Origin of the sequence: Bradyrhizobium sp. AUGA SZCCT0169, assembly GCF_018130085.1 — a bacterium.
In the GTDB taxonomy this organism is placed as follows: domain Bacteria; phylum Pseudomonadota; class Alphaproteobacteria; order Rhizobiales; family Xanthobacteraceae; genus Bradyrhizobium.
This window is the reverse complement of the sequence record NZ_JAFCMC010000015.1, coordinates 1-25516: the sequence shown is the minus strand read 5'-3', so window position 1 is coordinate 25516 and position 25516 is coordinate 1. Positions and strand designations below refer to the sequence as shown.

21 protein-coding genes are annotated in these 25516 nt (G+C 62.9%); 10 read left to right on the top strand and 11 right to left on the bottom strand.

Annotated features, from left to right (window positions below; all coding sequences use genetic code 11):
* Positions 1 to 249: 249 nt before the first annotated feature.
* From rho to JQ609_RS18475, 6 genes are all read left to right on the top strand, one after another.
* Positions 250 to 1515: a transcription termination factor Rho gene (rho, locus tag JQ609_RS18500; RefSeq protein ID WP_074821153.1), complete on the top strand. Its 1266-nt coding sequence runs from the start codon at positions 250 to 252 to the stop codon at positions 1513 to 1515.
* A gap of 323 nt (positions 1516 to 1838) precedes the next feature.
* Positions 1839 to 3170 (top strand): tRNA uridine-5-carboxymethylaminomethyl(34) synthesis GTPase MnmE, encoded by a 1332-nt coding sequence (mnmE, locus tag JQ609_RS18495; protein WP_212274454.1) that lies wholly within the window; start codon positions 1839 to 1841, stop codon positions 3168 to 3170.
* Between the two features lie 168 nt (positions 3171 to 3338).
* Positions 3339 to 5222 carry a tRNA uridine-5-carboxymethylaminomethyl(34) synthesis enzyme MnmG gene (gene mnmG / locus JQ609_RS18490; protein WP_212274453.1) on the top strand — a complete coding sequence of 628 codons (1884 nt, stop codon included), beginning with the start codon at positions 3339 to 3341 and terminating at the stop codon, positions 5220 to 5222.
* Positions 5223 to 5413: 191 nt separating this feature from the next.
* On the top strand, positions 5414 to 6079 hold the full coding sequence (gene rsmG, locus JQ609_RS18485; RefSeq protein WP_212207600.1) for a 16S rRNA (guanine(527)-N(7))-methyltransferase RsmG: 666 nt from the start codon (positions 5414 to 5416) through the stop codon (positions 6077 to 6079).
* Complete coding sequence (locus tag JQ609_RS18480; protein ID WP_212274452.1) at positions 6066 to 6917, top strand: ParA family protein; 852 nt, start codon at positions 6066 to 6068, stop codon at positions 6915 to 6917. Before rsmG ends, JQ609_RS18480 begins: the two co-directional genes overlap by 14 nt.
* A 140-nt stretch (positions 6918 to 7057) precedes the next feature.
* Positions 7058 to 7939, top strand: coding sequence for a ParB/RepB/Spo0J family partition protein (locus tag JQ609_RS18475; protein WP_212274451.1), 882 nt, complete (start codon positions 7058 to 7060; stop codon positions 7937 to 7939).
* A gap of 122 nt (positions 7940 to 8061) precedes the next feature.
* Here JQ609_RS18475 and JQ609_RS18470 read toward each other — a convergent pair whose 3' ends face one another.
* Genes JQ609_RS18470 through leuS form a run of 4 tightly spaced genes read right to left on the bottom strand, consistent with a single transcriptional unit; the run spans position 8062 to position 12619 of the window.
* Positions 8062 to 8418: an ADP-ribosylation/crystallin J1 gene (locus JQ609_RS18470; protein ID WP_212207603.1), complete on the bottom strand. Its 357-nt coding sequence runs from the start codon at positions 8416 to 8418 to the stop codon at positions 8062 to 8064.
* A 1-nt stretch (position 8419) separates the two neighbouring features.
* Positions 8420 to 9448 carry a DNA polymerase III subunit delta gene (gene holA / locus JQ609_RS18465; RefSeq protein ID WP_212274450.1) on the bottom strand — a complete coding sequence of 343 codons (1029 nt, stop codon included), beginning with the start codon at positions 9446 to 9448 and terminating at the stop codon, positions 8420 to 8422.
* 8 nt (positions 9449 to 9456) lie between these two features.
* Complete coding sequence (lptE, locus tag JQ609_RS18460) at positions 9457 to 10008, bottom strand: LPS assembly lipoprotein LptE (RefSeq protein ID WP_212207605.1); 552 nt, start codon at positions 10006 to 10008, stop codon at positions 9457 to 9459.
* On the bottom strand, positions 9995 to 12619 hold the full coding sequence (gene leuS / locus JQ609_RS18455; RefSeq protein ID WP_212274449.1) for a leucine--tRNA ligase: 2625 nt from the start codon (positions 12617 to 12619) through the stop codon (positions 9995 to 9997). Before leuS ends, lptE begins: the two co-directional genes overlap by 14 nt.
* Before the next feature lie 285 nt (positions 12620 to 12904).
* Between leuS and JQ609_RS18450 the strand changes: the two genes are divergently transcribed.
* Complete coding sequence (locus JQ609_RS18450) at positions 12905 to 13894, top strand: GGDEF domain-containing protein (RefSeq protein WP_212274536.1); 990 nt, start codon at positions 12905 to 12907, stop codon at positions 13892 to 13894.
* Here JQ609_RS18450 and JQ609_RS18445 read toward each other — a convergent pair.
* Positions 13891 to 15582, bottom strand: a complete 1692-nt coding sequence (locus JQ609_RS18445; RefSeq protein ID WP_212274448.1) for a diguanylate cyclase domain-containing protein — start codon at positions 15580 to 15582, stop codon at positions 13891 to 13893. The two genes, JQ609_RS18450 and JQ609_RS18445, sit on opposite strands and share 4 nt — an antisense overlap.
* 106 nt (positions 15583 to 15688) lie before the next feature.
* On the opposite strand from JQ609_RS18445, the gene JQ609_RS18440 reads away from it, so the two are divergent.
* A complete protein-coding gene (locus JQ609_RS18440) occupies positions 15689 to 16378 on the top strand; it encodes a YggS family pyridoxal phosphate-dependent enzyme (protein ID WP_212274447.1) in 690 nt (229 codons plus the stop codon).
* Positions 16379 to 16547: 169 nt separating this feature from the next.
* Here the strand turns inward: JQ609_RS18440 and JQ609_RS18435 are convergent, their stop codons facing one another.
* Both JQ609_RS18435 and JQ609_RS18430 read right to left on the bottom strand, forming a co-directional pair.
* On the bottom strand, positions 16548 to 17333 hold the full coding sequence (locus JQ609_RS18435) for a 2-keto-4-pentenoate hydratase (protein WP_212207609.1): 786 nt from the start codon (positions 17331 to 17333) through the stop codon (positions 16548 to 16550).
* A 24-nt stretch (positions 17334 to 17357) separates the two neighbouring features.
* The gene (locus tag JQ609_RS18430) at positions 17358 to 17927 is read right to left on the bottom strand and encodes a L,D-transpeptidase (protein WP_212274446.1); all 570 of its coding nucleotides are present in this window, start codon (positions 17925 to 17927) and stop codon (positions 17358 to 17360) included.
* Positions 17928 to 18187: 260 nt separating this feature from the next.
* Here JQ609_RS18430 and JQ609_RS18425 point away from each other — a divergent pair, with 260 nt between their 5' ends.
* Positions 18188 to 18874 carry a response regulator transcription factor gene (locus JQ609_RS18425; RefSeq protein WP_044539278.1) on the top strand — a complete coding sequence of 229 codons (687 nt, stop codon included), beginning with the start codon at positions 18188 to 18190 and terminating at the stop codon, positions 18872 to 18874.
* A 48-nt stretch (positions 18875 to 18922) separates the two neighbouring features.
* Positions 18923 to 19363, top strand: coding sequence for a Crp/Fnr family transcriptional regulator (locus tag JQ609_RS18420; protein WP_192740640.1), 441 nt, complete (start codon positions 18923 to 18925; stop codon positions 19361 to 19363).
* A 70-nt stretch (positions 19364 to 19433) separates the two neighbouring features.
* Here JQ609_RS18420 and JQ609_RS18415 read toward each other — a convergent pair whose 3' ends face one another.
* From JQ609_RS18415 to JQ609_RS18400, 4 genes are all read right to left on the bottom strand, one after another.
* The gene (locus JQ609_RS18415) at positions 19434 to 20249 is read right to left on the bottom strand and encodes an exodeoxyribonuclease III (protein ID WP_212274445.1); all 816 of its coding nucleotides are present in this window, start codon (positions 20247 to 20249) and stop codon (positions 19434 to 19436) included.
* A gap of 65 nt (positions 20250 to 20314) precedes the next feature.
* The gene (locus JQ609_RS18410) at positions 20315 to 21154 is read right to left on the bottom strand and encodes an outer membrane lipoprotein carrier protein LolA (RefSeq protein WP_212274444.1); all 840 of its coding nucleotides are present in this window, start codon (positions 21152 to 21154) and stop codon (positions 20315 to 20317) included.
* A 142-nt stretch (positions 21155 to 21296) separates the two neighbouring features.
* Positions 21297 to 23747 carry a DNA translocase FtsK gene (locus JQ609_RS18405; RefSeq protein WP_212274443.1) on the bottom strand — a complete coding sequence of 817 codons (2451 nt, stop codon included), beginning with the start codon at positions 23745 to 23747 and terminating at the stop codon, positions 21297 to 21299.
* A gap of 12 nt (positions 23748 to 23759) precedes the next feature.
* Positions 23760 to 24983 (bottom strand): aminotransferase class I/II-fold pyridoxal phosphate-dependent enzyme, encoded by a 1224-nt coding sequence (locus tag JQ609_RS18400; protein WP_212274442.1) that lies wholly within the window; start codon positions 24981 to 24983, stop codon positions 23760 to 23762.
* Positions 24984 to 25516 lie beyond the last annotated feature (533 nt).

Genomic DNA, 25516 nt, shown 5'->3' with positions numbered 1-25516 from the left:
GTTTTTGGCGCGAGGAGCACTTCAGGCCTGCTTGCGGAGCGCCGGGCGATTTTCTATATTAGCCAAATCCCACCCCACGCAGGCGGATGTGGTTGCGTTCCGGTCTCCTCGTTGAGCCGGCCACCGCATCAGGTTTGAAGCCTCACCGGCACTTTCCTCGCTTAGACCTGCGGACCTTCCGTTTTTCGTGTCCGCTTTTCCTATAAGCCTAGCACCCCTCCTCCAGTTATTCTCCACAGGACCACCCCAATGCGGGAAATGAAACTCCAAGACCTCAAAGCAAAAACGCCGGCCGAGCTCGTCTCGTTCGCGGAAGAGAACGGGGTCGAAAATGCCAGCACCATGCGCAAGCAGGAGCTGATGTTCGCCATCCTCAAGCAGCTCGCGATCCAGGAAACCGACATTATCGGCGAGGGTGTCGTTGAGGTTCTCTCCGACGGCTTCGGCTTCCTGCGTTCGCCGGATGCGAACTATCTGCCCGGCCCAGACGATATCTACGTCTCGCCTTCGCAGATCCGCCGCTTCGGGCTTCGCACCGGCGACACCATCGAGGGCCATATCCGCAGCCCGAAAGAAGGCGAACGCTATTTCGCGCTGCTCAAGGTCAACACACTCAATTTCGAAGACCCGGAAAAGTCCAAGCACAAGGTCAATTTCGACAATCTGACGCCGCTGTTTCCAGACCAGCGCTTCCGCCTCGAACTCGAAGATCCGACGCGAAAAGACCTTTCTGCAAGGGTTATCGACATCGTCGCCCCGATCGGCAAAGGCCAGCGCGCCCTGATCGTGGCGCCGCCGCGCACCGGCAAGACGGTGCTGATGCAGAACATCGCGCACTCGATCACCGCCAATCATCCTGAATGCTATCTGATCGTGCTGCTGATCGACGAACGTCCGGAAGAAGTCACGGACATGCAGCGTTCGGTGAAGGGCGAGGTCGTCTCATCGACCTTCGACGAGCCGGCGGTGCGTCACGTCCAGGTCGCCGAGATGGTGATCGAAAAAGCAAAACGGCTGGTCGAACACGGCCGCGACGTCGTGATCCTGCTCGACTCGATCACGCGTCTGGGCCGCGCCTACAACACCGTGGTGCCGTCATCCGGCAAGGTGCTGACCGGCGGTGTCGACGCCAACGCGTTGCAGCGGCCGAAGCGCTTCTTCGGTGCCGCCCGTAACATCGAGGAGGGCGGTTCGCTCACCATCATCGCGACCGCGCTGGTCGATACCGGCAGCCGAATGGACGAAGTCATCTTCGAAGAGTTCAAGGGCACCGGTAACTCCGAACTGATCCTGGACCGCAAGGTCTCGGACAAGCGGACCTTCCCGGCGATCGACATCTCGCGCTCCGGCACCCGCAAGGAGGAGCTCATCACCGATCCGCAGCTGCTCAAGAAAATGTACGTGCTGCGCCGAATCCTCAATCCGATGGGCACCATGGATGCGATCGACTTCCTGCTCGACAAGCTCCGCAACACCAAGAACAACTCGGAATTCTTCGATTCGATGAACACCTGATCCATCAGGCGAGGTTGGGGAAGGGCGCCTTGTGTCGAGGGCGCCCTTTTCATTTCCTGCGTTGCTGCAGCAATTTGCTGCAGCAAAGGTGCACCATGGTTCGGTAAGCTTCTTAGAAGCGGACTGCACTTAAGTATTTGATATTGCTTGGTTTAGATGCGGTGGGCTACGAAACCCGGCCAAGCCATCGATTTTTGCAGCAAAATTGCTGCGCAAATGATGCAGCAAATTGGCTCTCGGCGGGGTGTTCCCCGTTTTGATCGGGAGGCCGACCCACAGCTCAAATTGCGTTGCCTTTTCAAGCACTCCTGCACAAATAGGCGATGCATCCGCGGGATCAGACCATTTTTGCGCTGTCGTCGGGCCGTGCGCCGAGCGCGATCGCGATTGTGCGCGTGTCGGGACCGGGAGCCGGTCCGGCGCTGGTCGCGCTGGGTGGCAGAATCCCGCCGGCGCGGGCGGCGACCCGCATGCTGCTCCGCGACGCCGGCGGTCAGCCATTGGACGATGCGGTCGTACTCTGGTTCCCCGGGCCGGCCAGCGCCACCGGCGAAGACGTCGCCGAGTTTCACGTCCATGGTGGGCGGGCAGTGCTGGCCTCGGTCTTTGCGGCGCTGGCTGCCCAGGAAAATATGCGCCCCGCCGAACCCGGTGAATTCACGCGGCGCGCGTTCGAGAACGGCAAGCTCGATCTCACCGAGGCTGAGGGCCTCGACGACCTCATTCACGCCGACACCGACCGGCAACGGCGCCAGGCGCTACGCCAGCTCAAGGGCCTGCTCGGCGACAGAGCGCGCGACTGGCGCGCGCGCATCATCGAGGCATCAGCGCTGATCGAAGCCGGAATCGATTTTTCGGATGAGGGCGATGTGCCCGCGGAATTGATCGCGCCGGCGCTGGTGAAGATCAAGACGCTCTTAATTGAAATCGAAGAAGTCCTTGCGGCACAGGGTCAAAGTGAACGCCTGCGCGATGGTCTCGTGGTGGCGATCGCGGGTCCCCCGAATGTCGGCAAGTCGACCTTGATGAATCAGCTGGCGCGGCGCGAGGTGGCGATCGTATCGCCACACGCCGGCACCACGCGTGACGTCATCGAAGTGCAGCTCGATCTCGACGGTTATCCGGTGACCGTCATCGACACTGCCGGCATTCGCGAGACCGACGATCCGGTGGAGCAGGAGGGTGTGCGTCGCGCGCGGGCTCGCGCCGCGGAAGCCGATCTTGTGCTGTGGCTTGCCGACCGGGTAGGCGCGAGAATTGATCACGCAGGCACCGCGCCGGTCTGGCGCGTGCGCAACAAGATCGACCTGGATCCGGCCGGTCGGCCATTGGCCGAGGTGCCGGACCGGGGCGAATTTGCGATTTCGGCCAGGGGCGGGGACGGGCTTCCCGAGTTGATCGCGGCCCTCGTCCAATTCGCGCAGGATTATTTTGGGGCCAGCGAGGGCGGGTTAATCAGCCGGACCCGGCAGCGGCAGTTGCTGCAGCAGACAGCGATTTCATTGCAGCGCAGCATTGATGTGGTCGGGGAGGGCGAGGAACTGGCAGCCGAGGAGCTTCGCGTCGCCGCGCATTCGCTTGGGCGGCTACTGGGGCGCGTCGATGTCGAGGACATACTCGACGTGATCTTCCGGGAATTCTGTGTAGGAAAGTAGTGTTTCTTTAGTTTAGTATTTCATTCATTTCATGGCTAATCGGTTTCACGTGAAACGCTTACCCAAGACCTAATGGAACCCGCTGTTTCACGTGAAACAGATCCATTCCTTTCGGTTTCCCGCAACTTCCCGCTTCCGCGATTTCTGACTCCGCGATAGAAGTCCGCCATGATTTCGCGCTCAGATTCCTTCGACATCATCGTCATCGGCGGCGGCCATGCCGGCTGCGAGGCCGCGAGCGCGGCCGCCCGGATGGGTGCAACGACAGCGTTGGTGACCCACAGCTTTGCGACCGTCGGCGCGATGTCCTGCAATCCCGCCATCGGTGGTCTGGGCAAGGGGCATCTGGTTCGTGAAGTCGATGCCCTCGATGGTCTGATGGGCCGGGTCGCTGATGCCGGGGGCATCCAGTTTCGGATGCTGAACCGTCGCAAAGGTCCCGCTGTTCGGGGACCGCGGGTCCAGGCCGACCGCGAACTGTATGCGGCCGCGATGCAGGCGGCGATCATCGAGACCGCCAATTTGAGCGTGATCGAAGGCGAGGCGGACGAACTGATCGTTTCCAACGGTCGCGTCACCGGCATTCGTCTGGGCGATGGCCGCGAACTGAGCTGTGGTGCCGTCGTCATCACCACCGGGACCTTCCTCCGTGGTCTGATCCATCTCGGCGAAAAGAACTGGCCGGCCGGGCGGGTCGGCGAGGCGCCGGCGATGAGGCTTTCCGCTTCGTTCGAGCGTGCCGGCTTTATGCTTGGCCGTCTCAAGACCGGTACGCCGCCGCGGCTGGATGGCACGACCATCGACTGGTCCGCGGTCGAAATGCAGCCCGGCGACGATCCGCCGGAGCCGTTCTCGGTCATGACCGACCGCATTACGACTCGACAGATCGAATGCGGGATCACCCGCACCACGCCGGCGACCCATGAGGTGATCCGGGCCAATGTACATCGCTCGCCGATGTATTCTGGCCAGATCAAGAGCAGCGGTCCGCGCTATTGCCCCTCGATCGAAGACAAGATCGTCCGCTTTGGCGACCGCGACGGCCATCAGATCTTCCTGGAACCGGAAGGCCTGGAAGATTCCACCGTCTATCCCAACGGGATCTCGACCTCGCTTCCGGAAGAGGTCCAGCTCGCGATCCTCTCGACCATTCCCGGTCTCGAGCGGGTCAAGATGGTCCGGCCCGGCTATGCCATCGAATACGACCATGTCGACCCGCGGGAGTTGGAGCCGACACTCCAGGCCAAGCGGTTGCCGGGACTGTTTCTGGCGGGGCAGATCAACGGCACCACCGGATATGAAGAGGCCGCCGCACAGGGAATTGTCGCGGGGCTGAATGCGGCACTGTCCGCCAGCGGCGGCGAGGCGATCGTTTTCGACCGTGCCGACGGCTATCTCGGCGTGATGATCGATGATCTCGTGACCCGCGGGATATCAGAACCCTATCGTATGTTCACCTCGCGGGCGGAGTATCGCCTGACGCTGCGGGCCGACAATGCCGACCAGCGGCTGACCGACAAGGGGATCGCACTGGGTTGCGTAGGGCAGGCGCGTTCGCAGCGCCACGGGGCCAAGATGGCGGCGCTCGAAGCCGCGAAGTCGCTGGCGAAGTCCTTGACGATCACTCCCAATGAAGCCGGCAAGCACGGCCTGGCGCTGAACCGGGACGGTCACCGCCGCTCGGCATTTGAGCTCCTTGCCTATCCGGAGATTGAATGGTCCGCGCTGCAAGGTATCTGGCCCGAGCTATCAGCCATTGACCCATCGATCGCAGTCCACCTCGAGATCGATGCCAAGTATGACGTCTATCTGAAGCGCCAGACCGCTGACGTCGACGCCTTCCGGCGCGATGAGGGCCTGGTTCTGACCGACATCGATTATTCCGATGTGCCCGGCCTCTCCAATGAAGCGCGCTCAAAGCTCGAGGCGGCGCGGCCGCGAACCGTGGGGCAGGCGGGGCGGCTGGATGGCTTGACGCCGGCCGCGCTTGGTATCCTGGCGGCTTATCTTCGGCGTGAAGCCCGGCGGAAGACCTCGAAGGCGACGGCTTAAAACGTTTCACGTGAAACGGGGAGGTCCGCTCGAAGCCGGCTGCAATCGTCGTTGCGAGGAGCCCTTGCGACGAAGCAATCCATTCTTCCTTTTGCGCGGACAGATGCATTGCTTCGCTTCGCTCGCAATGACAGTTTTGGGTGGGACGGGCCCCAGGCGAATCGCCAAAGCTCAAACGGCCGAAATTGATAATGACCTCCGACAAAGCCGCCGCCCTCGCCCTCACCCCTGTTTCACGTGAAACAGAAGCGCGGCTGGATCGCTATGTCGATCTGCTCCGGGAATGGCAGGCCAAAACAAACCTGGTGGCGCCGTCGACACTTCCACATCTCTGGACCCGCCATATCGCTGACTCGCTGCAGCTGCTGAGCTTGGCTCCCACTGCAACGAGGTGGGTCGATCTCGGCAGCGGCGGCGGCTTTCCCGGCGTGGTGCTGGCCTGCGCTTTGGCGGAAACACCGGGCGCCAATATTCAATTGGTCGAACGCAACGCCAAGAAAGCCGCGTTCCTGCGCGAAGCAATTCGTGTGACCTCGGCGGCCGGGACCGTGCATCTCGCTGACATCGGGGATATCGTGGATAGAATCGCCGGGCCTGTTGATTGCGTCACTGCGCGGGCGCTGGCTCCGTTACATCAGCTCATCGGTTTCGCGGAACCGCTGGTAGGAAAGGGCGCAAAAGCGTTATTTCTGAAGGGCCAAGATGTAGAGGCTGAATTGACCGAAGCCACTAAATATTGGAATATTGAGCCGCAACTTCATTCCAGCCGCACGGGCGGACAAGGCTGGATCGTCGAACTCGACCGCATCGAGCGACGCAAAACTTCCGCGATGGGCACCGGGTATGACCGTGATTGATCAAATATATCAAGAAGATAAAGCGCCTGCTCCGGCAGCCCGTCCGCGCATCTTGTCGCTCGCCAACCAGAAAGGCGGCGTCGGCAAGACTACCACCGCGATCAATCTTGGCACGGCACTCGCTGCGATTGGCGAACGCGTGTTGATCGTCGACCTCGATCCCCAAGGCAACGCCTCCACCGGCCTCGGCATCGATCGCCGCGACCGCAACTGTTCGACCTACGATGTGCTGATCGGCGAAGCCCCGCTGCGCGAAGCTGTCGTTGTGACCGCCGTGCCGCGTCTGCATATCGCGGCTTCCACCATGGATCTGTCGGGTCTCGAACTGGAGCTGGGAACGACGCCCGGCCGCGCCTTCCGCCTGCGCGACGCCATCGCCGCGCTGAACAACGATGCAGCGCCCGGATCCGATTACACCTATGTGCTGATCGACTGCCCGCCGTCGCTCAACCTTCTCACCGTCAATGCGATGGCGGCATCCGACGCGATCCTGGTGCCGCTGCAATGCGAATTCTTCGCGCTCGAAGGTCTGTCGCAATTGCTGCAGACCGTGGAGCAGGTGCGCTCGACGTTGAATCCTAATCTGTCGATCCACGGCATCGTTCTGACCATGTTCGACTCGCGCAACAATTTGTCCAACCAGGTCGTCGCCGACGTCCGGCAGTTCATGGGCGCCAAGGTCTACAACACCATGATCCCGCGCAACGTGCGGATCTCCGAGGCGCCGTCCTATGGCAAGCCGGTGCTGGTTTACGATCTCAAATGCGTCGGCAGCGATGCCTATCTGAAACTCGCAACCGAAGTGATCCAGCGCGAGCGCGAGCTCAGGACGCACTAGCGCGAAATCGTAGGATGGGTAGAGCGCAGCGAAACCCATCGCACCACGACGAGCTTGATGGGTTCGCTACGCTCTACCCATCCTACAAGAAAAACAGTTTCTAATTCGGAGTATGCTGCGTGAATCCAAGGGAGCTGGCGATGGCCGACGAAGCGCGTTCGCGACTGGGCCGCGGTCTTGCAAGTCTGATCGGCGATGTCGGCGGCGAGGCCGCGCATGTCGAACGTCCGCGCAATCAGCGCAAGGTGCCGATCGAATTTCTAAAGGCAAATCCGCGCAACCCGCGCCGGACGTTTGCCGACGCCGAACTCGGCGAGCTCGCTGCTTCCGTCAAGCAGCATGGCGTGATCCAGCCGATCGTGGTGCGTCCGGTCAAGGGCGCCACCGATCGCTATGAGATCATCGCCGGCGAACGCCGCTGGCGCGCCTCGCAGCTGGCCGGGCTGCATGAAGTGCCGATCGTGCCGATCGAGGTCAGCGACAGCGACGCGCTCGAGATCATGATCATCGAAAACGTGCAGCGCGAAGACCTCAATGCGATGGAAGAGGCGCAGGGCTATCACGCGCTCGCAGAAGAATTCAAACGCAGCCAGGAAGAGATCGCCAAGGAAGTCGGCAAGAGCCGCAGCCATGTCGCCAACATGATGCGGCTGACGAAACTGCCGGCAGAGGTGCAGGCCCTCATCTCCACGGGCGAACTGTCCGCTGGCCACGCCCGCGCGCTGATCGGCGTGCCGGATCCGCTTGCCTCCGCAAAGCGTATCGTCGCCGAAGGCCTCAACGTCCGCCAGGCCGAAGCGCTGGCGCATGAAGAGGGCGTGCCGGAACGCAAGCCGCAGAAGGCCCGCAGCGGCGGCAAGACCAAGGACCCCGATACGATCGCGCTGGAGAAACGCGTCAGCGACGCGCTGGGTCTCAGCGTAACCGTCACCCACCGCGATCCCGGCGGCAGCGTCCAGATCAGCTACCGCAACCTCGAACAGCTCGACGAAGTGATGCGGCGGCTGGCGAAGGGGATTTGAGGCCTTCTCCACGTCATTGCGAGGAGCGATAGCGACGAAGCAATCCATCTATCCCCGAGTTGAGGCATGGATTGCTTCGCTTCGCTCGCAATGACGGTGGAATGAGAAGCACCGCACGCACCTCAACGAAATTCAGCGATGACCTCGATCTCGCCCACGATGGCCTCGTTGAACGCAATCATTTCCTCTGCGGGAATCCAGTACTCCAGATGTGCGGAGCCACCGGCGGCTTGCACCCGGTAATTGTCCAGGAAATTCCGCCGCACCTCAAACCGAGTGACATAGCCGGAGCCGCTGGCCGGTACATTCCAATCGCGGGCAATCTTCACGGCGTACTCTTCCGACAGCACAGGATAGAAGATCGGCTGCTCCGGAAGCCGCGGCGGAAAAGCGCGCATGCCGCTCTCCTGGATCAATTCCAGCTCGCGTGGGCCAACCGGCCGCCAAAGCGTCACGACGTCTTGTTTCTCGCCGGACATGCTACCCCCGCCGCTTCGCATTCGCCGCGATCGACAGCAGCGTGCGTTGCGCGATCGCGGCTGCGAGCGTGGCCTGCTTGCGCATGTCGAATGCGGCGGTCGCGAGCTGGTCGATGATCGCGACCAGCCGCGCAGCGCTGAAATTCCGTAGCGCGACTTCAACCGCGCCCTTGCGCGAAAAATGCAGCCGGGGATACCCGCTCTCCAGCAAATTCGAGACCGGCGTGCCTTCGGCTACCGCTAGCGCCGATTTGTGCAGCCATGCGGCCTGGCGTTGGGCTGCCGAAATGATCACGCCGGGATAGGTGCCGGCGATCATCGCTTTGGCGAATTCGCTTTCGACCAGATCAGGCTTTCCAGCAAACGCGCCGTCGACGATCGGATCGAGCTTCAGCTCGGAGGCGTCGGCGACAACCGCCATCACGTCGTCGATCGACACTTCGCCCTGGCCGTGGGCGTAGAGCGCGAGCTTGCGCAATTCGTTGCGCGAGGCCTGCCGGTCGCCGCCGAGCAGTGCGGTCAGCACGGCGCGGGCGTCGGGCGCGATGCGCAGGTTGGAGGGCCGCAATTCATCATCGATCAGCTTGGCAAGGTCGCGTTCGGTGTCGGGATAGCAGGCGATCGCGACCGCGGTCTTGGCGCGCTCGCAGGCCTTGCGCAGCGGCGATTCCGGCCGGAGCTCGCCGGCCTCGATCACGATGCGGCAATCCCTCAGCGGCATCTCCGCCAGCGTGTCGATACCGCCAGCAAAACTGCGTGAGCCTGCACGCACGCGGATGGCGCGGCGGCCGCCGAACAGCGGCACCGTCATCGCTTCATCGACCAGCCGCGATGGCTCGGCCGACAGTTCGTCGCCGTCCAGCCGCACCATTGAGAATGGATCGTTGGGATCGTCGACGGCGGACGCCAGCAGCGCGTCGGCGCGCTCACGCACCAGGCCGGCGTCCGGGCCGTACAGCAGGATGATGGGACGGCCGGAATCAGGCCGGGCGAGAAAAGCGTCGATTTCTTTTCCGCGAAGCGCGACCAATTGCGGGATCAGGTGCCGGCGACGAAGAACGACGCCAGCCGGGTCTGGATGTTCTCGGCGATCTCGTTGGCTGAGCGATCCTCCGCGTCGCGGAAGGCGCGGGCGCGGGCGAAACGCTGCATCTGGCCCGGGATGTCATAGGACACGCGGGAGAAGGTCGTGCCTGTCATGACAGACTTGTTCGTCGCCAGATCGATCAGATTGTACTGCGCGTCGATACCGTAATTCTCGCTCGACGGCAGCGCGGTGGTCGGATCGAGGATCAGCGACGAGCGGCTGGTGGAGAACCGCAGCACCAGCCGATGGGTCGGCGGCATGCCGGTCGCATTGCCATAAAGCTTGAACGCCAGCTGGTTGCGGATTTCGACCTGGATGCGGGCCTCGCGGGAGGCGTTGTTCTTGTCGACGGGCGGGATTTCCACGCCCATCAGCTTTTCGCGCAGGCCGGGCGAGCCGTCGGCGCGTTCGGCATACATCGGCTGAAAACAGCCGGCCGTCAGCGCCGCCAGAGCGACAACGGCGAGCAGCCGAGCGGCGATCCGGGTCCTAGCCAACGACATTCACGATCCTCATGGGAACAACAATCACCTTACGGACGGCCTTGCCGCCCAAGGCTAGTTTTACCGCATCAAGGGCCAGAACGGCAGCCTCAATTTCCGGATTTTGGGCGCCCCGTGGCAAGGTTACATCACCCCGTTTTTTGCCGTTGACCTGAACCACCAGCGTCACCGTGTCTTCAACCAGCAAATCGCGTTCGATTTGGGGCCAATTGGCTTCCGAAATCAGCCCGGATTGCCCCAATACCGTCCAGCACTCCTCGGCCAGATGAGGCATCATGGGCGCGAACAATTGAACAAGGATGACCGCGGCCTCCCGGACCGACCAGACCAGGTCCGGCGCCGGCTGCCCCTCGCGCCCCAGCACCTCGGCCAGCACATTGGTGAATTCGCGGATATGGGCGAGGCAGACGTTGAAATGCAGCCGCTCGATGCCGTTCGACACCTTGTCCAGCGCGCCATGGGCCGCCTTGCGCAAGCCCAGCGCATCGTCGCCGAACGAGGCTGGGCGGGCGGCCGGGGCTGCTTTGGCAATCTCGGCCGATTCGTTGACCAGCCGCCACAGCCGCTGCACGAAGCGCGAGGCACCCTGCACGCGCTCGTCGCTCCAGATCACGTCGCGATCCGGTGGTGAGTCCGACAGCATGAACCAGCGCGCGACGTCGGCGCCGTAGGTGGCGATGATGTCGTCGGGGTCGACAGTGTTCTTCTTCGACTTCGACATCTTCTCGATCGCGCCGATGGCGACCTCTTCACCCGTCGTCAGCAGAAGGGCGCGCTTGCCATTGCCGCCGGTCTCGATCTTCACCTCGGCGGGCGTGACGTAAGAGCCGTCGGCCTTCTGGTAAGTCTCGTGCACCACCATGCCCTGCGTGAACATGCCGGCGAACGGCTCGTCCATGTCGATGTGGCCGGTCGCTTTCATCGCGCGGGTGAAGAAGCGGCTGTACAGCAGATGCAGGATCGCGTGCTCGACACCGCCGATATACTGGTCGATCGGCAACATCCGGTTCACGACATCAGGCGTCGTCGGCGCGTTCTCGTTCCAGGGATCGGTGAAGCGCGCAAAATACCAGGACGAGTCGACAAACGTGTCCATGGTGTCGGTTTCGCGCTGGGCCTTGCCGCCGCATTTCGGACAGGCGACGTGCTTCCAGGTCGGATGATGGTCGAGCGCGTTGCCGGGCTTGTCGAAGGTCACGTCCTCCGGCAGCACCACCGGCAGGTCGCTGTCCGGCACCGGCACCACATCGCATTTCGGGCAGTGGATCACCGGGATCGGGCAGCCCCAATAGCGCTGGCGCGAAATGCCCCAGTCGCGCAGGCGGAAGTTCACCTGCCGCTCAGCCACCGGCATGTTGCCGCGCAGTTCACTCTCCAGCCGCTTTGCGACTTCTTCCTTGGCCTGCTCGATGGTCATGCCGTCGAGGAAGCGGGAATTGATCATGCGGCCGTCACCGTCATAGGCGGTGTCGGTGATTACGAACGTCTTCGGGTCCTGGCCTTCCGGACACACCACGGGCGTGACGCCAAGCGCATATTTATTGACGAAATCGAGGTCGCGCTGGTCGTGCCCGGGGCAGCCGAAGATCGCGCCGGTGCCGTATTCCATCAGCACGAAGTTGGCGACATAGACCGGCAGCTTCCAGTTCGGGTCGAACGGATGCACCGCGCGGATGCCGGTGTCGAAACCCTGCTTCTCGGCGGTGTCGATGATTTCCTGGGCGGTGCCGATGCGCTTGACCTCGGCGATGAACTCCGCGAGCTTCGGATTCTTCGCTGCCGCCGCGATCGCCAGCGGATGGTCGGCTGCGATCGCCATGAACTTGGCGCCGAACAGCGTGTCGGGCCGCGTCGTGAAGATCTTCAGCTCGCTCTTGCCGGCCGGCGTCGTTGCCGCATCTAGCGCGAAGCGCACCAGCAGGCCCTCGGAGCGGCCGATCCAGTTGCGTTGCATCAGCCGCACCTTGTCGGGCCAGCGATCCAGCCCATCCAGGGCGTCCAGCAGTTCCTGCGAGTACTTCGTGATCTTGAAGACCCACTGGCTCATCTCGCGCTGTTCGACCACGGCGCCGGAACGCCAGCCGCGGCCGTCGATCACCTGCTCGTTGGCGAGCACGGTCATGTCGACCGGGTCCCAGTTCAGCTTGCGCTTCTCGCGCTCGGCGAGACCGGCGCGCAGCATGTCGAGAAACATCTTCTGCTGATGCTTGTAATAGCTGGGGTCGCAGGTCGCGAATTCCCGGCTCCAGTCGAGCGACAGTCCGATCGACTGCAGCTGCTTCTTCATCGCGGCGATGTTGTCGTAGGTCCAGGCCTTGGGCGCGACCTTGCGCTCGATCGCGGCGTTTTCGGCCGGCAGCCCGAACGCGTCCCAGCCCATCGGGTGCAGCACGTTGAACCCCTTGGCGCGCATGAACCGCGCCAGCACGTCGCCGAGCGTGTAGTTGCGGACATGCCCGATATGGATGCGCCCGGACGGGTAGGGGAACATCTCGAGGACGTAATATTTCGGCCGGGAATCGTCGTTTTTGGAGGCGAAGATCGCCTTCTGGTCCCACTGGCGTTGCCAGCGCGGCTCGGAGTCACGGGCGTTATAGCGTTCGGAGGTCATGGAATCGCTGGGCTTTTATGGATTCGGGGCCGTCTAAAAGACGGCGGACTAGGCCACAAAAGCGGTTGCGGGGTCAACGGGTTGGCGCAGATCGACAGGCCCCCTTGGGGTGTCTTGAGCCGAATGCCGGCGGGTCGGTTGAGGGGCATTTAACGAATTCATGGGAACCTGCCTATGAAAAGAGCACCAATTCACCGGTAGGAAGCCATCAAAGCCGTGACCGCGGGATTCGACGAGCTCGATTTCGAATACGCGACGTCGGTCGCTGAAACGGCCATGCGCTCAATGGCCGAGCATCGCGTGCCGCCGACGCCGAACAATTTCCATGTCTGGTTCAATTATACGCTCGGCACGCCGCCGGTGCTGAAGCGGGCGATCGACATCCTGATCGGCAACAAGCGCAAATTCGACGCCCAGACCAATCGTGAAATCTATGAGAGCTATATCGGATCGAAGGCCGCCGACGAGGCGGTGGCCTATGAAGTCTCCCAGCAACTGCATTCGGTAATGGCGTCGGCCAAGCAGTTCCTGACCACGGCGATCGCCGACAACCGCTCGCAAATGGCCGCCATCAACGATGTCACCGAGCGCACCGGGGCCGGCGTCGATCCCAAGCTGCTGATCGAGAGCCTGATGAGCGAACTCGCCAAGGCGACGACGCGCGCCACCAAGCTCGAAGTCAGCTTTGTCGAGAAATCACGCGAACTGGCGACGATCCGCGATTCCCTGGTCAAGTCCGAGGAGCGGGCCAAGACAGACACGCTGACCGGCCTGCCGAACCGCCGGGCGCTGGAGGAGTTCTTCCGCAAGGCTCAGCTCGCGGCGATGGAGCAGGACGATCCAGTGAGTGCGCTTCTGATCGATATCGATCACTTCAAGCGCTTCAACGACGAGTTCGGCCACGGGGTCGGCGACCAGGTGCTGCGCCTGATGGCGAGGGTGTTGCGCGAGGCCGTGCGGGACATCGATCTGCCGGCGCGATATGGCGGCGAGGAGTTGATCGTCATCCTGCCGAACGCCGGCCTGACGACGGCTGCCACGATTGCGGAACGCATCCGGCGCCTGGTTGCCGAATGCCACATCTCCCGCCGTTCGACCGGAGAAGCACTGCCTGGCATCACCATCTCCATCGGAGTGGCGCAGTTCCAGGGCGGCGAATCGATGGCCGATCTGATCGAGCGCTGCGACCGCGCGCTCTATCAGGCCAAGAAGACCGGCCGCAACCGGGTCGTCACCGAGGCCGAACTCGTGCCTGAGCAGCGGGCGACGGGCTAGCCCGCCAGCGCCATCCCGGCCTGATCCACCATCTTCGCAAAGCCATGTTCGACCACGGTGTTACGGCCGCGGTGTTTGGCGGCGTAGAGGGCGGCATCGGCCGCCTCGATCAGGTCGCCCGGGCGCTGCGCGTCGTTCGGCAGCGTGCCGGCCACACCGATGCTCACGGTGACGGTATGATGGCTGCTGGTGTGATGCGGTATTTTCAGGTCCAGCACCGCGGTGCGCACCATCTCGCCGATCGCCAGCGCTTTCAGCGAATCGGTGTTCGGCAGCAGCAGGCAGAATTCCTCGCCGCCATAGCGGCCGGCGAAGCCCATGGTGTCGGCGGCGATGCCGGCCAGCGTTTCGCCGAGCCTGGTCAGGCAGGCGTCGCCCTCAGGGTGGCCATAGGTGTCGTTGTAGAGCTTGAAGTGATCGACATCGATCATCAGCAGCGACAATTCGCTGTTGTATTGCTGCGCCTTCATCCACTCGAAATCCAGACGGCTCTGAAAGCCGCGGCGATTGGCGAGACCCGACAGCATGTCGATCGATGCGATCACGGTGAGGCGGTCGTTGTTGGCGAGGAGCTCGCGCTCGCGTTGGCTTAGCTGGGCGGCCATCGCGTTGAAGGCGCGCGCCAGCGGCATGAATTCCGAAGGCAGTTTGCTGCGCGCGACGCGCGCCGTGCGATCGCCCTCGCCGAATCGCCTGGCCATGCCGGTCATCACCTCGATCGGGTTGATGATCAGTTTTTCCGCGCCGATCAGTGCGCCCAGCAGCACGAACAGGCAGACAAATCCCAATTGAAGATAGGCGGTGCGGATCTCGCGATTGATCGCGGCGGTCACCCTGGTTTCGTCGATGCTGACGATCAGGCGGGACTGTGTTCCGGAAATCCGGGAGAAACTGATGGTGCGATTCGAGCCGTCGGACGCGGTGAACGAAAGCGAGCCGGTCGGGGCGTCGGAGCTCAAGGCCTTCTCCGCCACGGCGGACATCAGCGGCACCGAATCCAGCGGCCGGCCGATCATGCTGGTCTGATCGGTAGGCGCGGCGAGGACGACGCCGGCGCTGTCGACCAGCAACGACGAAATTCCCGGCCGCCCGCCGAGATTGGTCATGATCTTCGACAGCCAGTCGATATTGATGCCGGCAACGACGATGGCATCTTCCTCGGGATTGATGGCAGACACCGGATAGGCCGCCATCATCATCGGCCGGCCGTTGGTCTTGCCGAACAGGTAATCGCTGAAAACGAAGTCGCGGCTTGCCTGCGCCTTCTTGAAATATTCGCGGTCGCCGATTTGCAATCCGACCTGAATGTTCAAGGTCGAGCACTGCACGAGGCCGTCCTTGGACGCGATCATGATGCTGCGGATCCAGGGCAGGTTGCTCGGCAGGCTGGCACGCAGGATTTCGCAACTGCGCCCGATGCCGCTGGAGGCGCGGATATAGGCGGCGGATTTGAGCATCGTCTCGACGGAGGAGACCACTTCGCGCTGGGTATCGGCGCTGTGCTGGGCGATGTTGAGGAATTCTTCGGTGGCAAGGGCGATTTGCTTGGAGCGGGCATGCTCGAGCGAACGGACGCGTTCCAGCATCAAGGGCGCCACCAGCATCAACGCCAGCAGCACCAGCCGCGTCCGGATCCCCAGAAGCTTCTTGAGTTTCACTCTGTTGCGGTTGAAAATAACGCGAGACATTTTGGCCCCTACCCCGCGTGGCAGGGTAAAGCGAAGGATTCAAAAAGCCCTTCCCGAACTTGGTAAAATCCAAGGAAATCCCGTAAATGTACGAGCCACAATCGACATGACGCCTCCGACGACCAACTCGCTAACCGAATCTTTACCTGGCGGACTTGCTACCGTGGAGCAGGACATCGCGCGCGCTTGCAAGGAAGCACGCCGCGATCGGGCGACGGTACAATTGATCGCGGTGTCCAAGACGTTCGACGCGTCGGCGATTTCGCCCATTATCGACGCCGGACAGCGCGTATTCGGCGAGAATCGCGTGCAGGAAGCCAAAGCGAAATGGCCTGGGTTAATGTCCGCTTACCAGGGGCTGGCGCTGCATCTGATCGGGCCGCTGCAATCCAACAAGGCGAAAGAGGCCGTGGCGCTGTTCGACGCCATTCATTCTGTCGACCGCCCGAGCATTTGCGAAGCGTTAGCCAAGGAAATCAATTCCCAAAAAAAGCAGCCGGAATTGTTCGTCCAGCTCAACACCGGCGAGGAGCCGCAGAAGGCCGGCGTCGCGCCCGGCGAGGCCGATGCGTTCATCGCGGGCTGCCGGGAGAAATATGGCCTGCTGATTTCCGGATTGATGTGCATTCCGCCGGTCGACCAGGCGCCGGCACCGCATTTCGCGCTGACCGCCAAGATCGCCGCGCGCAACGGCTTGAAGCATCTGTCGATGGGCATGAGCGCCGATTTTGCAATCGCGATCCAGTTCGGCGCCACGCATATCCGCGTCGGCTCGGCGATTTTCGGGCATCGGTGACTTGTCGTCCCGGCCTTGAGCCGGGACCCATACGCCGCGGCTCCTCGGTTATGCACAGTCGGAGTTGGTACTCTTCGTGAGCAATGAATAGCGGTGGCTATGGGTCCCCCGATGCGCAATTGCGCATCTGTGCTCAAGGCCGGGACGACACCGAGTTTGAGGCGCGCCGCTACTCGAACCCCACCGACACTTTCCCGAGCACCCCGAAATCAACCGCGCAGAAATCGCCCGCCTGGATCGGCAGCGGCGGATGGCAGGTGCCTGTCGTGACGACCCGGCCCGCCTTCAAGGTCACGCCGAGCTGGCGCAATTCGTTGGCGAGCCAAGTCAACGCCAGCCGGGGATCGCCCAGCACGTTCTTGCCGTGACCGACGAATTGCTGGCCGCGCAGCGTGGTGACAGGCCGCTCCTCCACCAGATCGCGCGCGCGCCAGTCGGCTGTCGTGGCCGGGCCGAGCACGAACAGATGCGCACAGGCGTTGTCGGCGATGATCTGGGCGTCGCCGGCGCTGACGAAATCCGAAAAGCGCGAATCCGGAATTTCGATCGCCGGATGCAGCGTGTCCACGGCATCGAGCACCTGGCCCACCGTGTAGGGCGTCGATCGCGACGGTAGATCGTAGCGCATGCGAAACGCGAATTCCGGCTCGGCAACGCGCATTTCGTTGCCGGCCATCGACGCCGTGCCGCCGTCAGGGATCACGGTCTCGGCGAGAATGCGTCCGGCCATTGGACCGCCGACATTGATGTGCTTCTGCCCGGCCTCGCTGGTGGCCGCGATCTTCCAGCCGAACAGATGGGTCGTCGAAAATCTTTCGATCGCGGCCTGGATCGCATACGCCTCGATGCGGTCCTGTGGACGCAGCCAGTCGTCGAGTGCGTCAAGCTTGGTGCCGGCGCGCCAATGGTCGTGCAACGTCTGCGATGCCGACGCAATCTGATGTCTGTCCTGCATATTCCCCGCACCCTGAAATGAAGTTCATCCAATAATAATTTTGGTTTGCGGCCCCATCCGCCGCAGCAACCGCAGCATCGCAGACTTTGTCATCGAAACGCAGCCTGCCGTGGCGGAAAAATTCGGGCGCGCCAGATGCAGGAACACCGCGCTGCCGCGGCCGGCAATACGCGGCGCGCTGTTGTGATCGATCTCGACGATGAAGTCGTAGAGGTGATCGTCGCGCGTGAGGCGGTCGCCGATCTGGTCACGCATCAGCCGTATCGGCTGGTTGTAGTGGCGGTCCTTCGGATCTTCGCACCAGCCGTCCTCGGGCCGGATTGGCCGGACCGGCAGAAAGGTTGGCGGGCGCGAGTGGCGGTCGGCGCGCCACCATAATTGCAGTGGCCGGTAGGTGCCCCGCGGGGTGCCGCCATCGCCTTCGCGCTTGTTGGCGAGGATGCCGCCGCGACCAAGTGCCACCGGGATGGTCCAGCCGTCGGCCGTCAGCCAGCCCCGGCGCGGGTCGCCGGCGGCGCGATGAACCCTGATCGCCGAGAGCGGTCGATCACGCGCTTCTGTCTCATAAGTGATTGAAAAATTGGTGTTTCCCATGCCAAAGGTCCAAATCCTGGGGTTGCGTCCCCGGCCGCAATTGCTCTATTTGACGCCCATTACAGGACATTCATCCAACAGCCCCTCGAATCTGGGATACACTGCGGTTCGCCTTGTGAAATTGTAACAATCTCCTACCTGATTCCGTACCCGATGGCCGAGGTTCGCCCGCGAACCAGTTTCGTCATCGACCAACCGACCAAGACCGGCTTGAGACGCTCCCACTTGTGTCCGCCGCCTGCCTCTAGAGGATCGTACCTATGGCCAATGCCCGCAAGATCCTGATCGTGGATGACGATACCGATCTGCGCGACACGCTGGTTGAGCAATTATCACTGCATGAGGAGTTCGAAGCCTCCGCGGTCGATACCGGCGCCAAGGGCGCCAGCGCCGCCAAGGCCAATTCCCCCGACCTGGTGCTGATGGATGTCGGCCTGCCCGATACCGACGGCCGCGAAGTGGTGCGCTCCCTGCGCAAGGGGGGCTTTAAGGCGCCGATCATCATGCTGACCGGCCACGACACCGATTCGGATACCATTTTGGGCCTCGAATCCGGCGCCAATGACTACGTGGCAAAACCGTTCCGCTTCGCCGTGCTGCTGGCCCGGATCCGGGCGCAGCTGCGCCAGCACGAGGCCAGCGAGGACGCCGTGTTCTCCGTCGGCCCCTACAGCTTCCGCCCCGGCTCCAAGATGCTGACCGGCGCCAACGCCCGGAAGGTGCGGCTGACCGAGAAGGAAACCGCGATCCTGCGCTTCCTGTACCGGGCCGGCCAGATGCCGGTGTCGCGCGAGACGCTGCTGCAGGAAGTCTGGGGCTATAATTCGGGTGTCACCACCCACACCCTGGAAACCCACATCTACCGGCTGCGGCAGAAGATCGAAAAGGATGCCGCGAATCCCGAGATCCTGGTGACGGAAGCCGGTGGCTACAAGCTGGTGCCGTGATACGATTCGGCCCACGAATCGTACCTCTTTGGGCATCACCGGTTCCGTATGTCGATCGAAGATGATGTAGCTCTGCTCGAGCGCGTCCCGACACTGCGCTTGTTGGGAACGACGGCGCTGCGCATGCTGGCGATCGGCTCGGAGCAACGCGAATTCGGCCGCGGCGACCAGTTGTTCAACGCCGGCGACGAGGCGGACGCAGGCTATATCGTGCAGCGCGGTGCGTTCCGAGTCGAGGACGGCGGCGCTGAAGTCATCGCAGGTCCCGGTGCCCTGATCGGTGAGCTGGCGTTGATCGTGGCGATGAAGCGGCCGTCGAGCGCGATCGCGATCGAGAATTCCACCGTGATCCGGGTGTCGCGCAGCCTGTTTCAGCGCGTGCTCGAGAGCGATCCTGCCGCGGCGCGGGCGCTGCGCGACGAACTCGCCACCCGCACCAGCCAGCTTGCCAGCGATATATTGATGGCCGGCGCCAAGCTCTCTACCTGATCGCAATTCTTGTTTTGACGCGTTTTCTTCACGCGAACCGGTATCCACTTCGCTCGAAAACGCTCTGACCTCACACCTCCAGCGTCACCGTAACCGGCACGTGATCCGACGGGCGCTCCCAGCTGCGCGCGTCGCGGGTGATGCGGAAATCGCTGACGCCATCCTTCAGCGCGCGCGAGACCCAGATGTGATCGAGCCTGCGGCCGCGGTCGCCGACGGTCCAGTCGGCGGCGCGGTAGCTCCACCACGTATAGACCTTCTCCGACAGTGGAATGCGCATCCGGGCGACATCGAACCATTCGCCATGGGTCTGTGCCGCCAGCAGCTTTTCGCATTCGATCGGGGTGTGCGAGACCACCTTCAGCAGCTGCTTGTGCGACCACACGTCGTTCTCATGCGGCGCCACGTTGAGGTCGCCGACCAGGATATGCCGGTCGTCGCCGCGCGGATGCAGCGGTTCGCAGGCTTTCATCTCGTCGAGAAATTTCAGCTTGTGATCGAACTTCGGATTGAGCGCGGGGTCGGGGATGTCGCCGCCGGCCGGGACGTAGAAATTATGCAGCACCAGCGGCTTTGCGAGCTGCGCCTTTTCGCCGAACGCCACCGAGATGTGCCGCGAATCGATGTTGTCGCAGAAGGTGCGGATATCCTTGGTCTCGAACGGCAGTTTCGAGACGATGGCGACACCGTGATAGCCCTTCTGTCCGTTCAGCGCGACATGCTCATAGCCGAGGCGCTTGAAGCGCTTCAGCGGGAAGGCATCGTCGATGCATTTGGTCTCCTGCAGGCAGAGCACATCCGGCCGCGCCGATTTGAGGAATTTGGCGACGATGTCGATGCGCAGGCGCACCGAGTTGATATTCCACGTGGTCAGGGAAAAACGCATGCGGGCCCGAAATGAAAAAGACGTGCGCTTGATGACGCACGTCCTTCGTCCCTAATCAAGAATCATCAGCCTGGCGGCACCGAATAATTGGTGAAATCGATCTTGAACAGGCCGGGATCGACCTTCTTCGACGTATCGAGATTATAGACCGCGACCGTGGTGTCGTAGCCCTGCGGGTCGGTCACGGTCCATTGCTTGAGCTGGCCGTCCTTGGTGCCGACCATCAGCATCAACCGGCTGGTGCCGATCAGCGCCTGCTTTTCCTCGATGGTGACGCTGATGAAGACGTCATCGGCGGTGACGCTGACGACGTTGGTATCCTTCAACAGATCGATACGGTCCGACAGCAGGAACCGGAGCGGCGTTTGCGACAACGGATAGATGTCCTGGGTGGCGAGCTTTTTGTCGCGCACGGCGAGCGAGGATCCGTCGGCAACGATCGCGATCTGGCTCGGCGCGTCATATTCGAAGCGTACCTTGCCCGGCTTCTGGATCACGAAGTCGCCCTTGGTCTTGCTGCCGTCCGGCCCGACCTGGACGAAATTTCCGACCAGCGTCTGCAGCGACGACAGATACGTACTCACCCTGGCGGCCTGCGCCTTCTGGTTGGCATCGAAGGTCGCGAAAATATTGGCGGGCACATTGCGATTTGGATCGGGGATGACAGGGTTCGGCGGCGCTTGCGTCGCCCCCGCCTTTGGCTGCGCCTGGGTCGCACCCGTCGTCGCCGGACCTTTTTGCGAATCCTGCGCGCTCAGCTGCACGCCGCCGTCGCGGGCCTTGGGTGCGGGCTTTGGGACCGGAACGTTCTGCGAAAAGCCTGATGTCGCTGCGCCGGCAACGGACATGGCGATCACAAGCGCCAGTCCGTAACGGACGCCGCGATGGGTAAAGTCGTGTGTCATCAGATATTTCGAATCTCTATTCAACGGATCGTCCCACTGCCGGTGGTTTTATCGCGCTTTCGACCAAAGGAGATATCGTTTTTCCGTGAGAATTATTACGCCAAATTCAGTTCGTTAGTGGACCTATTCGCTTGAAATCGCTCTAGAAACCGCTCTCTTCTTCCTCGACCAGAATTTCGCGCTTGCCGGCATGGTTTGCCTGGCCGACGATGCCTTCGAGTTCCATCCGCTCCATCAATGACGCCGCGCGGTTGTAGCCGATTTGCAGCCGGCGTTGAATGTAGGAGGTCGAGGCCTTGCGGTCGCGCTTGACGATTGCCACGGCCTGCTGGAACAGGTCGCCGCCGCCGTCGCCGCCCATGCCGGTGGAATCGAACACCGCGCCGTCCTCGCCCTCGGCTGGTTCTTCCGCCGTAACGGCTTCGAGATATTCCGGCTGGCCCTGCGTCTTGAGATGGCGCACCACCTTCTCAACTTCCTCGTCGGAGGCAAACGGGCCGTGCACGCGGCTGATACGTCCGCCGCCCGCCATATAGAGCATGTCGCCCTGGCCGAGCAGTTGCTCGGCGCCCATTTCGCCGAGAATGGTGCGGCTGTCGATTTTCGACGTGACCTGAAACGCGATGCGGGTCGGGAAGTTCGCCTTGATGGTGCCGGTGATGACGTCGACCGACGGACGCTGCGTGGCGAGGATCACGTGCAGGCCCGCGGCGCGCGCCATCTGCGCCAGCCGCTGCACCGCGCCTTCGATGTCCTTGCCGGCCACCATCATCAGGTCGGCCATTTCGTCGACGATGATGACGATGTAGGGCAGCGGTTCGAGGTCGAGCTTTTCGTCCTCGTAGATCGCCTTGCCGGTTTCCTTGTCGAAGCCGGTGTGCACCGTGCGCGTCAGCTCCTCGCCCTTGCCCTTGGCTTCGACGAGACGCTGGTTGTAGCCATCGATGTTGCGGACGCCGAGCTTGGACATCTTCTTGTAGCGCTCTTCCATCTCGCGCACCGCCCATTTCAGCGCGACCACGGCCTTCTTCGGGTCGGTCACGACCGGCGTCAGCAGATGCGGGATGCCGTCATAGACGGAGAGTTCGAGCATCTTGGGGTCGACCATGATCAGCCGGCACTGATCGGGCCGCAGCCGGTAGACCAGGCTGAGGATCATGGTGTTGATGGCGACCGATTTGCCGGAGCCGGTGGTGCCGGCGATCAGCATATGCGGCGTGCGCGCCAGGTCGATGATAATGGACTCGCCGCCGATATTCTTGCCGAGGCAGAGCGGCAGTTTGGCATGCGACTCGTCCTTCAGCGACAGCAGCTCGCGCAAATAGACCTTCTCGCGGTGCGCGTTCGGCAATTCGATGCCGATGGCGTTGCGGCCGGCCACCACGGCGACGCGTGCCGACAGCGCGCTCATCGAGCGGGCGATGTCGTCGGCGAGGCCGATGACGCGCGAGGATTTGATGCCGGGCGCCGGTTCGAGTTCGTACAGTGTCACGACAGGGCCGGGATTGGCCTTGACGATCTCGCCGCGGACGCCGAAGTCGCCGAGCACGCCTTCCAGCGCGCGCGAATTGGCTTCCAATTCGCTCTTGCTGAGCGGCTGGCGATCGGATGCTTTTGGTGCCGTGAGCATCGAGACCGCGGGCAGTTCGAACTTGTCTTTGCGTGTCGATGCTTTTGGCGCTGCCGCCTTCTTGCGGGGGGCGCGGGCGACGGAGGCTTCCTCTTCCTCGTCTTCTTCCTCTTCCTCGTGGCCGTAATCTTCCTCGGCCTGCGGGGCAATCGATGGCGCCGGGCGGCCGCCGAGACTGGGCTCCTGTCGCTCGAACGAGGCGGTGCGGGGCTGCGGCGCGCTTGCGACCAGCGAACGGTAGGCCGTGGACATCAGCCAGCCGAGCCGGGCCTTGGCGCTCATCAGGGCATGATAGACCCAGCCGAGCGAAACCGAGCTGCGATCGCGCTCTTCCTCGAACGGCGCGTCGTCATCCTCAATGGGTGTTAGCTCTTCGTCGTCGCGTGGACGCGAACCCCAGCCGCTCGCAAACAGGAAGGTGGCGCACATCGCCGCGAACAGGATGATGCCGAGCACCAGCCGGTAGATGAATCCGGCGGGCCCGAAGATCACGGCCGGCGCGCGCACCAGGGCATCGCCGACAACGCCGCCAAGCCCGGTCGGCAGCGGCCATGCGCCGCCATGCGGCCAGCAGCTGGCAAAGCCCGCCGCAATGATGGTGCAGAGGATCCAGCAGGCCAGGCGCAATGCTTCGCGGTCGAAGGTGCGATGGGTCAGCATGCGCCAGCCCCACACCGCGACGGGCAGGATCAGCATGATCGCGCCAAGGCCGAGAATCTGCATCAGGAGATCGGCGCCGATCGCGCCCGGATATCCGAGGACGTTGCGGATCGCACGCGAGGTCGCGTGGCTCAAACTTGGATCCTGCACCGACCACGTCATCAGCGCGGCACTGGCGACGCCGGAGATTGCGATCAGGCACAGGCCTGCGACCTCCCGCAGGCGCCGCGCCAGCGCGTCGCGGATCGAGGCCGGCAGATGGCCGACCAGGGGAATGACACGTTCGATCGCTGGCATGCTCATGGGGCCCTGCGATTAAGCCAAAGTTTCGACCAGGCGGTGCAACGCCTCGGCCGTTGATTCACTGTCCGACACCAGCGCCAGGCGGATATAGCCGGCGCCGGGATTGCTGCCGTCGTTCTGCGGACGCGACAAATAGGTTCCGGGGATCACGCGCACGCCGGCATCGCGATAGAGCTGCACCGTTGCAGCCTCGTCGCCGCCGCGGTCCGATACATCGAGCCAGACGCAGAAGCCGCCGGCGGGCCTGGCATAGCCGTAGCGATTGCCGAGGATCTGATCGGCGAGATCGAACTTGATGCGATAGAGCCGGCGGTTTTCCTCGACATGCGCCTCGTCGCTATAGGCGGCGACCGCGACCTGCTGCAGCGGCACCGGCACCTGCGGGGCGGCGACGTTGCGCAGTTCGTGAAAGACGCTGAGAAATTTCCTGTCGCCCGCCGCAAAGCCGACGCGCATGCCCGGCAGGTTCGAGCGCTTCGACAGCGATTGAAACGCCACCACGTTGCTGAAATCGGATCCTGCGCATTCGAGCACGCTGCCCGGCGCCTGTTTGGTGTAGATTTCCGAATAGCACTCGTCGCTCAGGATCATGAAGCCGTAGCGATCGGCGAGTTGCACCAGACGGGTAAAATAGTCGCGCGAGGCGACCGACCCTTGCGGATTGGCGGGCGAGGCGATGTACATCGCAACGGTGCGCGCCAGCGTCGCCTCATCGAGCGCGTCGAGATCCGGCAGGAAGCCGTTGGCGAGCGTGGTCGGCAGGTAGATCGGTTCGCAATTGGCGGCGCGCGCGCCGGCGCCATAGGCCGGATAGAACGGGTTCGGCATCAGGATCGCCGGCGTGCCCTTGCGCGGGCCGACATAGCGCGCGGCCGTGATCGCGGCGAAGAACAGCCCCTCGCGGCTGCCGTTCAGCACCAGAATTTCACTCTCGGGATCCATTGCCCGAGGCAGCTGGAACCGGGCCGAGAGCCAGCTTGCGACCGCCCGGCGGAACGGCTCGATGCCCTTGGCGATCGGGTAGCGGCCGAAATCGGCGATGTGCTGGGCCAGCACCGGGCCGACAAAGGACGGAACCGGGTGCTGCGGCTCGCCCAACGATAACGCAATCAACGGCTTACCGGGCTGATAGGGGGCCAGAAGCTCGGCCGTCCGCAGAAACGGCGAACGTTCGGCCTGACCGGCCGGGATACTGCCGGCGCCCTGCGCCACGCCGGAAGAGGCGGTCATTGCCATGCGAGATACGCCAGTACTTTCAATAGCGGTCGGGGGACGGGTGGAGCGACCGGTAACGGATCAAACCACCATAGATACGGCGAGGTTAAGACGCGATTAACCATCGGCGCCAGCGTCGATTTTGAGTGGATTTTGGTCGATCATGGCAGCGGTGCGGCCCCACTCATCGCTGTCGTCCTCCGCGAAAGCGGGGGACCCAGTACGCCGCGGCCCATCCACGTCATTGCGAGCCACCCGGTCGGCGCGTAGCGCCGCTGGAGCAGCTCCGCACTCTCTCCGCACGTCGTCCCGGCGAACGCCAGGCCTTCGCCGGGACCCATACCGCGTGATCTCTCGATGAAGTCTCAGAAGCAGAGACCGTTCGCAAAACTTCTTCCTGTGGTTATGGGTCCCGGCTCAAGGCCGGGACGACGGCTGTGATTGTAGATGCGCAATCATCCAAAACGCGGTTCGCGCTCTCGCGACGCTATGCGCCCGAGCTTTGCCAGAAACTTCCCGCCCTAAATACAGAGGGCGCAGGGAAGACCGGGTGC